Origin of the sequence: Bradyrhizobium daqingense (assembly GCF_021044685.1) — a bacterium.
In the GTDB taxonomy this organism is placed as follows: domain Bacteria; phylum Pseudomonadota; class Alphaproteobacteria; order Rhizobiales; family Xanthobacteraceae; genus Bradyrhizobium; species Bradyrhizobium daqingense.
In genome coordinates this window covers 4,650,309-4,664,149 of sequence record NZ_CP088014.1, presented here as the reverse complement: position 1 = coordinate 4,664,149, position 13,841 = coordinate 4,650,309, and the positions used below count along the sequence as shown (strand labels likewise).

The window sequence follows — 13,841 nt, the reverse complement described above, 5'->3', positions numbered from 1 at the left end:
AAAATGACCACTCCCCTCGCCGCCAAGATCGCCCGCGAATACGGCACGCCTTGCGCCGTCATCGACATGGACAGGGTCGAGCGCAACATCGCGCGGATCCAGAAGGCCTGCGATGACGCCGGCGTCGCCAGCCGGCCGCACATCAAGACTCACAAGAACCCGACCATCGCCAGGATGCAGGTCGCGGCGGGTGCGAAAGGCATCACCTGCCAGAAGCTCGGCGAGGCCGAGATCATGGCCAATGCCGGCATCGACGATATCCTGATCAGCTACAATCTGCTCGGCGAGGAGAAGATGGCGCGGCTCGCCGCGCTCCAGGCGAAGGCCAACATGACGGTCGCCGCCGACAACTCGACGGTCGTCGCAGGGTTGCCCAAGGCGGCCGCGGTATCGGGCCGCACGCTCTCGGTCGTGGTCGAATGCGACACGGGCCGCAAGCGCGCGGGCGTCGAAACGCCGGCCGAAGCGATTGCGCTGGCGCGCGAGATCGCCGGCTCCAAGGGACTGGCATTCGCGGGCTTCATGATGTACCCCACGGAGACCGGCTGGGCCGACGCGCAGAAGTTCTACGACGAGGCACTGGCCGGCGTGCGCGCGCACGGCCTCGATGCAAAGATCGTCTCCACCGGCGGCACGCCGAACCTGAAGAATCTTGGCAAGCTCAAGGGCGGCACCGAGCACCGCTTCGGCACCTATATCTACAACGACCGTATGCAGGTCGCCGCCGGCTCGGCCACCTGGGACGATTGCGCGCTGCACATCTATTCGACGGTGGTGAGCCGCGCCGCGCCCGAGCGCGGCATCCTCGACGCCGGCTCGAAGACGCTGACGACCGATACCGGCGGCCTCGACGGCCACGGCCTGATCCTGGAGCATCCGGAAGCCAGAATCGCGAAGTTCGCCGAGGAGCACGGCTTCCTCGACCTCTCCCGCAGCAACACGCGGCCGAATGTCGGCGACATCGTCCGCATCGTGCCCAACCACGTCTGTGTCGTCGTCAACATGATGGACGAGGTCGTGATGGTGCGCGGCGAGGAGATCATCGGCACGCTGCCGGTCGCGGCGCGGGGGAAGCTGAGATAGGGCGTGCTGCCGTAGCCGTCATTGCGAGCGCAGCGAAGCAATCCAGAATCTCTCACCGGAGGCCGTCTGGATTGCTTCGTCGCAAGGGCTCCTCGCAATGACGGTGGTTAGCGCTTGAGCCACTCCAACACGCCCCTGCCCGCGGCAGCCCCCGTCGCGAACGACGCCTGCAGCAGATAGCCGCCGGTCGGCGCCTCCCAGTCCAGCATCTCGCCGGCGGCGAATACGCCCGGCAGCTTGCGGATCATATAATGCGCTTCGAGTTCGTCGAACGAGATTCCGCCCGCACTCGAGATCGCGCGTGCGATCGGCGCGACGCCGGTGAGCTTGACCGGCACGCCATTGATGAGCTCGGCCAATCGCTCCGGCGACATCGCCGACAGCGACTGACCTGCGCTGATCGCGGCTTCCTGAAGCAGGCCAACTGCGACGGGCGAAAGCTGCGCTGCCTTCCGAAGGAAATTCGAGAACGACTGCTTGCCGCGCGATGCGGACAGGCGTTTGGCCAGCTCAACCTGATCGACGTCCGGGCGCAGGGCCACGTGCAGCACCGCCTCGCCCTTCACGGCGATCGCCTCGCGCAGTTCAGCCGATACCGCGTAGATCGCTCCGCCCTCGATGCCGGCTTGCGTGACGATCGCCTCGCCGCGAAGGCTGTGCGGACCGAAGCTCAGCGCAATCCCCTTGAGCGGCTGCCCCTCGAAACGCGCGCGGAAGACATCGGACCAGCGGACTGTAAAGCCGCAATTCGCGGGCCGTAACCGTGAGATCGAGATTCCTTTGTCGGTCAGTATCGTCGTCCAGCTGCCGTCCGATCCCAAGCGCGGCCAGCTTGCACCGCCCAGCGCCAGCACGGTGGCGTCGGCGGCGACGGCAAGCATGCCGTCGGGCGTCTGAAACGTCAGCCGTCCCTCGCCGTCCCAACCGTTCCAGCGATGACGAAATGCGAACCGCACGCCGCTGGCATCGAGCCGCCGCAACCAGGCGCGCAGCAAGGGCGAAGCCTTGAATGCTTTCGGAAACACGCGGCCGCTGGTGCCGACGAAGGTCGGCTCACCCAGCGCCTCGCTCCAGGCGCGCAGCGCATCCGGCGGAAACGCTGCGACCGCCGCCTCCAGCTTCGGCGCCGCCTCGCGATAGCGCGCCACGAACTCGGCGAACTGCTCGCTGTGGGTGAGATTGAGCCCGCCGCGCCCCGCCATCAGGAATTTGCGGCCCGCGGACGGCATCGCGTCGTAGACGGTGACGCGGGCGCCGCCCTGCGCCAGCACCTCCGCCGCCATCAGCCCGGCGGGTCCGGCGCCGATGACGGCGATTTGTGAATCCGTTTTGGTCATGGCGGGAGTTTAGGCCGGGCGGCGAGCCAAACAAAAGATCGTCATGCCCGGGCCTGTCCCGGGCATCCACGAGAGCGACATTCGCGGTGCCAAAGACGCGGATGGCCGGGTCAAGCCCGGCCATGACGGCTGAGAGTGCGCTTATGCTCTCGCTTACAGCTTGATCCCCGCTCGCACCGCGGCTTGGGCAACGTATTTCTGCGTCTGCTCGAACGCTCCGGTCAGGGCCTTGGCCTTCGACATGTCGCTGATCTCGGCGAAGTGTGCGGCGACCGCGTCCGGGGTCCATTCGGATTCCGGCAGGTTGATGCCCTCGCTCTCCAAAATCTTGATCACGGCGAAGGAGCCGGCGCCGGCACCCATGATGGTGCGGGTCGGCGCGTCCTCGCTGAGCATGTACTCGACCGCAGGCGTGATCGCGTTCGGCTTCATCAGCTGCAACGCCTGTGGCGGCAGCAGCTCTTCGGTCATGCGGGTTGCCGCCGTCGGCGAGATGATGTTGACGCGGATGTCGTTCTTGCGGCCTTCCTCGGCCAGCACGTTCATCAAGCCGACCATGCCCGACTTGGCGGCGCCGTAATTGGCCTGGCCGAAATTGCCATAGAGGCCGGAGGACGAGGTGGTCAGCACGATGCGGCCGTAATTGCGGTCGCGCATGCCGGCCCAGGCTGCCTTGCAGCAATAGAAGGTGCCGACGAGATGCACGTCGAGCACCTTCTGGAAATCAGCCGCTTCCATCTTGCCGAAGGACTTGTCGCGCAGGATGCCGGCATTGGCGCACAAGAGGTCGACGCTGCCCCATTCCTTGGTGGCGCGCTCGACCATGGCGGTGACCTGCTCGAAATTCGAGACGTCGGCGCCGTCAGCCATCGCCGTGCCGCCTGCCTTGCGAATCTCCTCGACCACCGCTTCGGCCGGCGACAGTGAGCCGCCCGTGCCGTCACGCGCGCCGCCGAAATCGTTGACGACGACCTTGGCGCCGCGGCTGGCCAATCCCAGCGCATGCGCCTTGCCGAGACCATTGCCCGCGCCGGTAACGATGGCGACGCGTCCGTCGAACCTGATTGCCATGAGTGCTTTCCTACGTGCTGGTCGTCATGGCCGGGCTTGACCCGGTCATCCATCAAATTGACAGGCTTTTGAGCAGCGATGGGTTGCCGGGTCAAGCCCGGCAATGACGGCGGAGTCTACGCGAAATAGATCAGACCCAGCCACTCCGCGACCAGCGCGGGCTTGTCCTCGCCTTCGATCTCGACGGTGACATTGGTGCGGGACTGCAATTCGTTCGGCTTGCGCAGCTTGGCTTCGGCCAGCACGAAGCGGCCGCGAACGCGCTTGCCCGAGCGGACCGGCGAGATGAAGCGCAGCTTGTCGAAGCCGTAGTTCACACCCATCGTGGTGCCCGCGATCACGGGCATCACCTCGTAGGACATGATCGACATCAGCGACATCGTGAGAAAACCGTGCGCGATGGTCGTTCCGAACGCGGTCTCTTTCTTCGCGCGTTCGGGATCGACGTGGATGAACTGGTGATCCTCGATCACGTCGGCATAGGTATCGATGCGGGGCTGGTCGATCAGATGCCACGAGGACAGGCCGATCTCCTTGCCGACCATGGCCTGATAGGCATCCAGGGAAATCGGCGGCTTCTTCCAGACTTCGTTCACTTAGGTCTCACCCCGTGTCTTCGCCAGCTCCGGAAAATCCTCCTCGCGGAATTCCCGGCCGCGTAGCGGATCGTTGCGATCGTCGTCGCGCTCCAGCCTGCGTAGCTGAACACGGCGGATCTTTCCAGAAATCGTCTTCGGCAACTCCGTGACGATTTCGAGGCGGCGGATCCGCTTGAACGGCGCAAGCCGCGTGTGCAGGTGCCGGAAGATCGACAGCGCCGTTTCGGGCGAACGCTCGGCGCCTGACGTCAGCAGCACGAAGGCCTTGGGGATGGCGAGCCGGATCGGATCGGGGCTCGGCACCACGGCAGCTTCCGCCACCAGCTCATGTTCGAGCAGCACGCTCTCCAGCTCGAACGGACTGATGCGGTAGTCGGAGGATTTGAATACGTCGTCGGAACGGCCGACGAAGGTGAGATAGCCGTCCTCATCGGCGAACACGACATCGCCGCTGCGATAGAGCTCGCCTTCGGCACCCGAGAGCCTGCCGTCATCGCCCTGATAGCCCTGCATCAGACCGGCGGGGCGATCGGCGCCCAGCAGCAAGGCCACCTCGCCCTCCCTCGCCGGATGGCCATCGGCATCGCTGACCTGCACGCGATAGCCCGGCAGCGGCCGGCCCATCGAGCCGACCTTGATCGGCTGGCCCGGTGAGTTGCCTGCAAGCGCGGTGGTCTCGGTCTGGCCGTAGCCGTCACGAATGGTCAGGCCCCAGGCGGCCTGCACCTGGTCGATCACTTCGGGATTAAGCGGCTCGCCGGCGCCGCAGACCTCGCGAAGCGCGACCTTGAACGAGGCCAGGTTCTCCTGAATGAACAACCGCCACACCGTCGGCGGCGCGCACAGCGTGGTGACGCCGCAACGGCCGATGGTGACGAGCAGAGCTTTTGCGTCGAAGCGCGGCTGATTGACCACGAACACCGTCGCGCCCGCATTCCACGGCGCGAAAAAACAGCTCCAGGCATGCTTGGCCCAGCCGGGCGATGAGATGTTGAGATGGACGTCGCCGGGTTGCAGTCCGATCCAGTACATCGTCGAGAGATGGCCGACGGGATAGCTGCGCTGACTGTGCCGCACCAGCTTCGGCTTGGCCGTCGTGCCCGAGGTGAAATAGAGCAGCATCGGGTCGTCGGCGTTGGTCGGGCCGTCGGCTGCAAAGCTCTCCGAAGCCTTCGCCGCCTCGTCGTAGGCCAGCCAGCCATCGGATGCCGCGCCGACCACGATGCGAACGACATTCTCGGCGCCAAGGCTGGCGAATTTCGCGACCTGGTCCTCGGCGGCCACCACCGCCTTGGCCCTGCCGCGATCGAGCCGGTCGCGCAGTTCTTCGGCGGTCAGCAGCGTCGTCGCGGGTATCACGACGACGCCGAGCTTCATCGCCGCCAGCATCGTCTCCCACAGCGGAACCACATTGCCGAGCAGCAGCAAAAGGTGGTCGCCACGCTTCAAGCCCTGCGCACGAAGAAAATTTGCGACCTGGTTCGAACGCCTCGAGAGCGCCGCGAAGGAGAGCTTTGTCTGCTTGTCCTGTGCGGCATCGACGATCCAGAGCGCGGGGCGATCCTTGCTGTCCGCATTCGCCGCGAGCTCGGCGTCGAACCAGTCGAGCGCCCAGTTGAAGGGAACCGGATCGGGCCAGCGAAAACCTTCGACCGCTGTCGCGTAATCCGTGCGGTGCTTTAGCAGAAACGCGCGCGCTTCCTGAAATGTCGTCATCAAGCTTTCCCGGCTAGACTCCTAACGTGCTTGATAATTCCGGAAAAATCCACCCCGCCTTGCCCGGCTGCGTCGAAAGACTGATAGATCTCCTGCGCATGCTTGCCGAGGGGTGTCGCCGCGCCGGCGGCCTTCGCCGCGTCCTGCGCCAGGGTCAGATCCTTCACCATCAGGGCCGAGGCGAAGCCCGGCTTGTAGTCGTTGTTCGCCGGCGAGGTCGGCACCGGACCCGGAACCGGGCAATAGGTCGTCAGCGACCAGCACTGGCCCGACGAGGTCGAGGCGACGTCGAACAGCGCCTGATGCGAGAGGCCGAGCTTCTCGCCGAGCGCAAAAGCCTCGCTCACCGCAATCATGGAAATGCCGAGGATCATGTTGTTGCAGATCTTGGCCGCCTGTCCTGCACCGGCGCCGCCGCAATGCACGATCTTCTTGCCCATCTTCTCCAGCACGGGCTTGGCCGCCGCAAACGCACTCTCCTCGCCGCCGCACATGAAGGTCAACGTTGCGCCCTTGGCACCACCGGTGCCGCCGGAGACCGGCGCGTCGACCGAGAGCACGCCGTGCTTGGCGGCCAGCGCATGGGCCTGCCGCGCGCTCTCGACGTCGATGGTGGAGCTATCGATGATCAGCGTGCCTTTGGTCATGGCAGGCACGACCTCGTTCCAGACGCCGAGCACGTGCTTGCCGGCCGGCAGCATGGTGACCACGACATCGGCGCCCGTCACCGCGCCCGCTGCGCTGTCGGCGATATCAGCGCCATCGGCCTTGGCCTGCGCGCGCGAGGCTTCGACGAGGTCGAAGGCAACCACCGTGTGGCCGCCCTTGACCAGGTTGGCGGCCATCGGGCCGCCCATATTGCCGAGCCCGATGAATGCGATCGTGGCCATTGTCGTTTCCTCCGCTGTCGCGTTGTTAGTTGAACTTCAGTTCATCGGCGCCGATCTCGGCGAGATACGGCGCAAGCATCTCCGGCGTCACATCCTCGATCCGCGGCGGCGACCACGTCGGGTTGCGGTCCTTGTCGATCACGGCCGCGCGCACGCCCTCGCGGAAATCGTCGCTGCGGAAGACCTCCAGCGCGGCGCGGTATTCTCGCACCAGGCACTCCTCCAGGCTCGACGCGGTGCGCGCAAGGCGCCGCAGCTTCAGCGTCACCACCATGCCGCGAGGCGATTTTTCGTTGAGCGTCTTCAGTGTGGCCATTGCGAATTCGGAGCCGTCGCGCGTAAGCGCAGCGAAGATGTCCTCCATCCGGTCGAACCCGAACAGCGCATCGATGATCGCCTGTTTGGCGGCGACCGGTCCGGCCGTCTCGCCCGTCGCAAAGCCATCGATGAGCTTGCTGACCTCGGCCGCGGTCGCGCCCTGACGAACCCTGGTCAACGCCTCGCGCAACTCCGGCCATTTGGCCGCCGGCACCACGGCGTCCGCGAATTTGGCATGGACCGCATCCGGACCATTCATGGTCTGGCCGGTCAGGCCGAAATAGGTGCCGATTTCGCCGGGCGCGCGAGAGAGCAGCCAGGTGCCGCCGACATCCGGGAAGAAGCCGAGCCCGACCTCGGGCATTGCGAGCTTGGTGCGATCGGTGACGACACGATGGCTCGCATGGCCGGAGAGACCAACGCCGCCGCCCATCACGAGGCCGTCCATGAATGCGACATAGGGCTTCGGATATTTCGCGATCCGCGCGTTCATGACGTATTCCTGGCGCCAGAACCGCGCGCCGAGGTCGCCGCCTGCGTGCGAACTCTCCCAGAGGCCCCTGATATCGCCGCCGGCACAAAGGCCGCGCTCGCCTGCGCCTTCCAGCACGATGACGGCAACGTCCGGATCGGCCTCGAACCGGTCGAGCGCCGCATCGATGCCGATGGACATCTCCAGCGTCATGGCGTTGAGCGCCTTGGGCCGGTTGAGCCGGATCACGCCCGCCGCGCCCTCGCGGCGGACGATGAGATCGCCCTCTTCCACTGAACTCATCGCGCGCCCTCGATCAGTTTGCGCGCCACGATGAGCCGCATGATTTCGTTGGTGCCTTCGAGGATCTGGTGCACGCGCAGATCGCGCACGATCTTCTCGATGCCATATTCGCTGAGGTAGCCGTAGCCGCCGTGAAGCTGCAGCGCGTGGTTTGCGACCTCGAAACCGACATCGGTCCCGAAGCGCTTGGCCATCGCGCAGAGCATGGTGGCATCAGGGTCTTTCCGGTCCAGCGCCGCAGCAGCACGCCACAGGAAGGTGCGCGCGGCCTCGAGCTCGATCGCCATGTCGGCAAGGCGGAATTGCAGCGCCTGAAATTCGTCGAGACGCTTTCCGAACGCCTTGCGTTCCTTCATGTAGCTGCGCGCCTTGTCGAGCGCGGTCTGCGCACCGCCGAGCGAGCACGCCGTGATGTTGAGGCGGCCGCCGTCGAGGCCAGCCATCGCGATCTTGAAGCCTGTGCCTTCCTCGCTCAAGAGATTGGCCACCGGCACGCGGGCGTTCTCGAACATCACGGCGCGGGTCGGCTGTGCGTTCCAGCCCATCTTGCGCTCATTGGCGCCGAAGGAGACGCCCGGCGTCTTGCCGTCGATGACGAGGGTCGAGATGCCGCCGGGACCGTCACCGCCGGTCCTGACCATCGCGACCAGAAGATCGGTACCGCCTGCGCCGGAAATGAACTGCTTCTGGCCGTTGAGGACGTAATGATCGCCATCGCGCACCGCGCGGGTGCGCAAGGCTGCCGCGTCCGAACCGGCGCCCGGCTCGGTCAGGCAGTAGCTCGCGATCAGCTCCATCGAGCAGAGCTTCGGCAACCACTTCTGGCGCTGGGTGTCGCTGCCGAAGGCATCGATCATCCAGCTCGCCATGTTGTGGATGGAGATGAAGGCCGAGGTGGTCGGGCATCCCGTCGCCAGCGCCTCGAAGATCAGCGCGGCGTCGAACCGCAACATGGCGGAGCCCCCGACGTCGTCGCGGATGTAGATGCCGCCCATGCCGAGCGTTGCCGCCTCGCGCATCACCTCGACGGGGAAATGCTTCTCCTCGTCCCAGCGCAGCGCGTGCGGCGCGATCTTCTCGGCCGCGAAAGCTAGCGCCATGTCGCGGATTGCGATCTGATCCTCGTTCAGAGCGAACTGCATGCGGGGCTCCTCACCTTCCTCGTCATCGCGAGGAGCTCGTGACAAAATTGCGGAGCAATTTTGCACTGAAAGCGACGAAACAATCCAGGCTGTCTCCGGGAAAGATTCTGGATTGCTTCGCTGCGCTCGCAATGACGGGCTAGGCTACAGCCTTACTTCATCAGCGGGATCGAGAACTCCGCACCTTCCTTGACGCCGGACGGCCAGCGCGAGGTCACCGTCTTGGTCTTGGTGTAGAAGCGGACCGAGTCCGGGCCGTGCTGGTTGAGATCGCCGAAGCCCGACTTCTTCCAGCCGCCGAAGGTGTAATAGGCGATCGGCACGGGGATCGGCACGTTGATGCCGACCATGCCGACATTGACCTTGGCCGCGAAGTCGCGCGCGGCGTCACCGTCGCGGGTGAAGATGGCAACGCCGTTGCCGTAGTCGTGATCCGACGGCAGCGCCAGCGCTTCCTTGTAGTCATGCGCACGGACGACCGAGAGCACGGGGCCGAAGATCTCTTCCTTGTAGATCCGCATGTCCTTGGTGACGTTGTCGAACAGCGAACCGCCGAGATAGAAGCCCTTCTCGTAGCCCTGCATCTTGAAGCCGCGGCCGTCGACGGCCAGCGTCGCGCCTTCCTTGATGCCGATGTCGATGTAGCTCTTGACCTTCTCGACCGCCTCGCGCGTGACCAGCGGACCGTAATCGGCCGACGGGTCGATCGAGGTGCCGATCTTGAGGCTCTCGACGCGCGGGATCAGCTTCTCCATCAGGCGGTCGGCGGTAGACTTGCCGACGGGGACTGCGACGGACACGGCCATGCAGCGCTCGCCCGCCGAGCCGTAGCCAGCACCGATCAGCGCGTCGACGGCCTGATCCATATCCGCATCGGGCATGATGATGGCGTGGTTCTTGGCACCACCGAAGCACTGGCAGCGCTTGCCGGTCTGCGCCGCGCGCTCATAGATGTACTGCGCGATCGGCGTGGAGCCGACGAAGCCCACGGCCTTGATATCGGGATCGTCGAGAATGGCGTCGACCGCCTCCTTGTCGCCATTGACGACGTTGAGGATGCCGGCCGGCAGGCCCGCTTCCATCATCAGCTCGGCGAGCAGCATCGGCACGCCGGGGTCGCGCTCGGACGGCTTGAGGATGAAGGCGTTGCCGCAGGCGATCGCGGGCGCGAACTTCCACATCGGGATCATGGCGGGGAAGTTGAACGGCGTGATGCCGGCGACGACGCCGAGAGGCTGGCGCATGGAATAGATGTCGATGCCGGGGCCGGCGCCTTCAGTGTACTCGCCCTTCATCAGATGCGGGATGCCGCAGGCGAATTCAGCGACTTCGAGGCCGCGCTGGATGTCGCCCTTGGCGTCCGGCACGGTCTTGCCATGCTCGCGGGCGAGCAGTTCGGCCAGCTTGTCATAGTCGCGCTGAACCAGCTCGAGGAATTTCATCATGACGCGGGCGCGGCGCTGCGGGTTGGTCGCGGCCCATTCCGGCTGCGCGGCGCGCGCGTTCTCGACGGCGGCGCGGACCTCGGCCTTGGAGGCCAGCGCGACCTTGGCCTGGACGTCGCCGGTCATCGGCTCAAAGACGTCTGCCGTCCGGCCCGACGTGCCCTTCACTTCCTTGCCACCGATGAAATGTCCGACTGAACGCATGGAATGATCTCCTTGAGGCCGAGCGTGAACGCTTTGACAAATCCTATCGACCTGCATTTATTGGGATTCAAGTCTGAGATATTGCACCATAGATGTGCGAAAATGCTGGATCAAGGTAGCATCGACTGGGACGACTTTCGCTTCGTGCTGGCCATCGTGCGGGGCGGCTCGGTGTCGGCTGCGGCAAAACAGCTCGGGGTCGACCATGCCACGGTGATCCGCCGCGTCGACCGGCTGGAGAAGCACCTGTCTGCCAAGCTGTTTGACCGGCGCAAGACCGGTTATCTCCTCACCGAGGCCGGCCAGCGCGTCGCCGACAGCGCGGAAGCGATGGAATCGACCATCGTCGCCAACCAGGAGCAGGTCGGCGGCTCGGTGGCGCGGTTGACCGGCACCGTGCGGATCGGCGCACCCGACGGCTTCGGCACCGCCTTCCTGGCGCCGCGGCTGGCCCCCTTCGCGGACCGCTATCCCGATCTCGACCTGCAACTCGTGGCCACCGCGCGACTTTTCAGCCTGTCCAAACGCGAGGCCGATATCGCCATCAGCCTGACCATGCCGAAGGAGGGCCGCATCGTCGGCCGCAAGCTGCTCGACTACCGCCTCGGGCTCTATGCCGCGCCCGCCTATCTCGACCGCTTCCCAAAGATCGCGTCCCGGCAGGACCTGCCGCAGCACCGCTTCGTCGGTTATATCGAGGAACTCTTGTTCACGCCGGAGCTAGACTATCTGCCGCAGGTGTCGCCGAAGATTTCCGCACGCTTCCGCAGCGCCAATTTGATCGCGCAGCTCAATGCCACGCTCTCCGGTTTCGGCATCGCGGTGCTGCCGCATTTCATGGCGAGCGACTATCCGCAGCTCGTGGCGGTGCTGCCGGAGGAGATCTCGATCACGCGGACGTTCTGGATGCTGATGCACGCCGACAGCAAGGATCTCGCGCGGATCCGGGCGGTGGCGGATTACATCGGCGAGATCGTGGACCGCGAACGGGCGTTGTTTGCGGGGCGGTAAAACCGCTATCGTAAGGTGAGCAAAGCGAAGCGTGCCCACCAATCTCTGCAATCACGGAAAGGACGTGGGCACGGCGCTGCCGCGCCTTTGCCCACCCTACGGCACCTCGCCTAGTTCTTCGTCTTCTTCACCGCGACCTTCGGCTCGCGCTTGGCGCCCTCGAGCGCGCTGTCCCTGCCCGCCTTCAGCACCTCGTCCGACAGTTCGCTGGAGCCGGCAATGCGCGCCAGCAGCATGGTGCCGGCCATCGTCGCCAATGTCGCGATCGCCTGCTTGCGCGCCGCCTTGCGCGGCAGGTTGGGAATGTAGTCGGTCATCATCTCGATCATTTCGTCGAGCTTGCCGGCAAAGGCCTTGCGCGTCTTCGGGCTTTCGCGCGCAATCTCCGCGCCGAGCGCCGGGATCGAGCAGCCATGGCCGGGATTGTCGCGATGCAGCGCCGAGAGATAGCTCTCCGCGACCAAGGCCAACCGCTTCTCGGGCGTGGCCTCATCGGTGAGCTTGCGCCAGTGGTCCATGGAGCGATCCATGGCATAGGCGAAGGCCTCGATCACCAGCGCCTCGCGGGAATCGAAATGTGCGTAGAAGCCGCCATGGGTCAGGCCCGCCTCCTTCATGAGGTCGGCGACACCGATGCCATGGGCGCCCTTCTCGCGCAGCCGCACCGAGGCCTTCTTCACGATCCGGTCGTGGGTTTCCTGCTTGTGTTCTCGGGAATAACGCATGCGGGTCTCATTGGATGTCGGAGATCATCTCATAACACGCAAATGCCGAGATGGGTGCATTAATTCATGTTAAGTTATGCCGATCATGGAGAAGGTTGCAGTTGCATGGACCGCGAGCGCGCCCTTGCCGTCGCGCACAAAGCCTTCGGTATAGCTGGTCTGGCGTCCCAGCTTGATCACCTTGCCCTCGGCCGAGATCAACCCCGAGCGGACCGAGAGCGGACGCAGGAAGGTCATCTTCAGGTCGAGCGTCACGGACGATTGCCCTGCTTCCAACCGGGTCGAGATAGCGCATCCCATCGCGGTATCGATCAGCGCCGCCGCGGTCGCGCCGTGCAGGAGACCGATGGTATTTTCGAGATCCTCGCGCGGCTCCAGTTCCATGACGATCCGGCCCGGCTCGACCACGGCCATGGTGAAGCCGATCAGCTTTGCGAACGGCGGCGGCGGCAGCCGCCCGTCGCGGATGCCCAGCATGGCGTCCATGCCCGACAGGCCCATCGCCACCTTCGCGACCGGCGCGGGCACCTGCCAGTCCACCACGCGCTCGCGGCGCTGTTCGGGCGAAAACAGGTCGAGTTGGACGACGTCGCTCATAGGCACCTCGTTATATGATCATCGTCATACTATACGACGGACTTCGCACTTGCAACAACGCGACGTGCCCGCTTGACAAAGGACTCGTTTCAGCACGGAACTGATCCGGACACCCATAGGCGGCCCAACACCACCAAATCTTTCGAGATCAAACGATGGAAATGCTCAATCAACACTGCGGCATCACGCGTGATGCCCGCGGCGTCGTTCATGTCGCGATCTGCAATGCCGGCTCGCTCAACATTCTCGGCTCGCCCGTCACCGATGCCGTGCGCGAAGGCCTGCAGCAGCTCGCATCTGACCGCAGCATCCGCGTCGTGGTGCTGCGCGGCCAGAGCGAGAAGAGCATGATCGGCGGTGCCGATATCAAGGAGATGGCCAAGCTCGACCGAAGATCAGCCGAGGCCTTCATCAGCCGCCTGCGCGATCTCTGCGAGGCGGTGCGCCAGTTCCCCGCCCCCGTCATCGCACGCATGCCGGGCTGGTGCCTCGGCGGCGGGCTCGAGGTCGCCGCCGCCTGCGACTTCCGCATCGCCGCCCATGATGCGCATTTCGGCATGCCGGAGGTCCGCGTCGGCATCCCCTCGGTGATCCACGCCGCGCTCTTGCCGCGCCTGATCGGCTGGGCCCGCGCGCGCTGGCTGGTCATGACGGCGGAGAACATCGACGCACCGACGGCGCTGGCCTGGGGCCTGGTCGACAAGGTCGCGCCGGAAGGCGGGCTCGATGCCGAGGTCGAGCACCTCGTGAAAGCGCTGCTCGCTTGCGGCCCCGAAGCGTTGCGGTCGCAGAAGGCGCTGCTGCGGCAATGGGAGGAACTGCCGCTGACGGAGTCGGTGAATTTGAGCGTCAAGGTGTTCGGCGAGTCGTTTCTGACGGATGAGCCGACGCGGTTGATGCAGGCGTTCGTGAACCGGAAGCGGTAGGC

13 protein-coding genes are annotated in these 13,841 nt (G+C 65.2%); 3 read left to right on the top strand and 10 right to left on the bottom strand.

Features of this window, described 5'->3' with window-relative positions:
• Positions 1-3 precede the first annotated feature (3 nt).
• Positions 4-1,083, top strand: a complete 1,080-nt coding sequence (locus LPJ38_RS21925; protein WP_145641102.1) for a D-TA family PLP-dependent enzyme — start codon at positions 4-6, stop codon at positions 1,081-1,083.
• A 107-nt stretch (positions 1,084-1,190) separates the two neighbouring features.
• Here LPJ38_RS21925 and LPJ38_RS21920 read toward each other — a convergent pair whose 3' ends face one another.
• The 8 genes from LPJ38_RS21920 to LPJ38_RS21885 form a co-directional block, all read right to left on the bottom strand.
• Complete coding sequence (locus LPJ38_RS21920; RefSeq protein WP_404438521.1) at positions 1,191-2,366, bottom strand: BaiN/RdsA family NAD(P)/FAD-dependent oxidoreductase; 1,176 nt, start codon at positions 2,364-2,366, stop codon at positions 1,191-1,193.
• Positions 2,367-2,573: 207 nt separating this feature from the next.
• On the bottom strand, positions 2,574-3,491 hold the full coding sequence (locus LPJ38_RS21915) for an SDR family NAD(P)-dependent oxidoreductase (RefSeq protein WP_145641107.1): 918 nt from the start codon (positions 3,489-3,491) through the stop codon (positions 2,574-2,576).
• 116 nt (positions 3,492-3,607) lie between these two features.
• Positions 3,608-4,087 (bottom strand): MaoC family dehydratase, encoded by a 480-nt coding sequence (locus LPJ38_RS21910; protein ID WP_145641109.1) that lies wholly within the window; start codon positions 4,085-4,087, stop codon positions 3,608-3,610.
• The gene (locus tag LPJ38_RS21905) at positions 4,088-5,806 is read right to left on the bottom strand and encodes an AMP-binding protein (protein ID WP_145641111.1); all 1,719 of its coding nucleotides are present in this window, start codon (positions 5,804-5,806) and stop codon (positions 4,088-4,090) included.
• The gene (gene mmsB, locus LPJ38_RS21900; protein WP_145641113.1) at positions 5,806-6,696 is read right to left on the bottom strand and encodes a 3-hydroxyisobutyrate dehydrogenase; all 891 of its coding nucleotides are present in this window, start codon (positions 6,694-6,696) and stop codon (positions 5,806-5,808) included. Before mmsB ends, LPJ38_RS21905 begins: the two co-directional genes overlap by 1 nt.
• Positions 6,697-6,721: 25 nt before the next feature.
• Positions 6,722-7,789, bottom strand: a complete 1,068-nt coding sequence (locus tag LPJ38_RS21895) for an enoyl-CoA hydratase/isomerase family protein (protein ID WP_145641115.1) — start codon at positions 7,787-7,789, stop codon at positions 6,722-6,724.
• Positions 7,786-8,931 carry an isobutyryl-CoA dehydrogenase gene (locus LPJ38_RS21890; protein ID WP_145641117.1) on the bottom strand — a complete coding sequence of 382 codons (1,146 nt, stop codon included), beginning with the start codon at positions 8,929-8,931 and terminating at the stop codon, positions 7,786-7,788. The genes LPJ38_RS21895 and LPJ38_RS21890 overlap by 4 nt, the downstream gene beginning before the upstream one ends.
• A 152-nt stretch (positions 8,932-9,083) precedes the next feature.
• Complete coding sequence (locus tag LPJ38_RS21885; protein ID WP_145641119.1) at positions 9,084-10,580, bottom strand: CoA-acylating methylmalonate-semialdehyde dehydrogenase; 1,497 nt, start codon at positions 10,578-10,580, stop codon at positions 9,084-9,086.
• 102 nt (positions 10,581-10,682) lie between these two features.
• Here LPJ38_RS21885 and LPJ38_RS21880 point away from each other — a divergent pair, with 102 nt between their 5' ends.
• Positions 10,683-11,591 carry a LysR family transcriptional regulator gene (locus tag LPJ38_RS21880; protein WP_145641121.1) on the top strand — a complete coding sequence of 303 codons (909 nt, stop codon included), beginning with the start codon at positions 10,683-10,685 and terminating at the stop codon, positions 11,589-11,591.
• A gap of 110 nt (positions 11,592-11,701) precedes the next feature.
• Here the strand turns inward: LPJ38_RS21880 and LPJ38_RS21875 are convergent, their stop codons facing one another.
• Positions 11,702-12,316 (bottom strand): TetR/AcrR family transcriptional regulator, encoded by a 615-nt coding sequence (locus tag LPJ38_RS21875; RefSeq protein ID WP_145641123.1) that lies wholly within the window; start codon positions 12,314-12,316, stop codon positions 11,702-11,704.
• Between the two features lie 69 nt (positions 12,317-12,385).
• Positions 12,386-12,913, bottom strand: a complete 528-nt coding sequence (locus LPJ38_RS21870) for a PaaI family thioesterase (protein WP_145641125.1) — start codon at positions 12,911-12,913, stop codon at positions 12,386-12,388.
• Positions 12,914-13,068: 155 nt separating this feature from the next.
• On the opposite strand from LPJ38_RS21870, the gene LPJ38_RS21865 reads away from it, so the two are divergent.
• Positions 13,069-13,839 (top strand): enoyl-CoA hydratase, encoded by a 771-nt coding sequence (locus tag LPJ38_RS21865; RefSeq protein ID WP_145641127.1) that lies wholly within the window; start codon positions 13,069-13,071, stop codon positions 13,837-13,839.
• Positions 13,840-13,841: the final 2 nt, after the last annotated feature.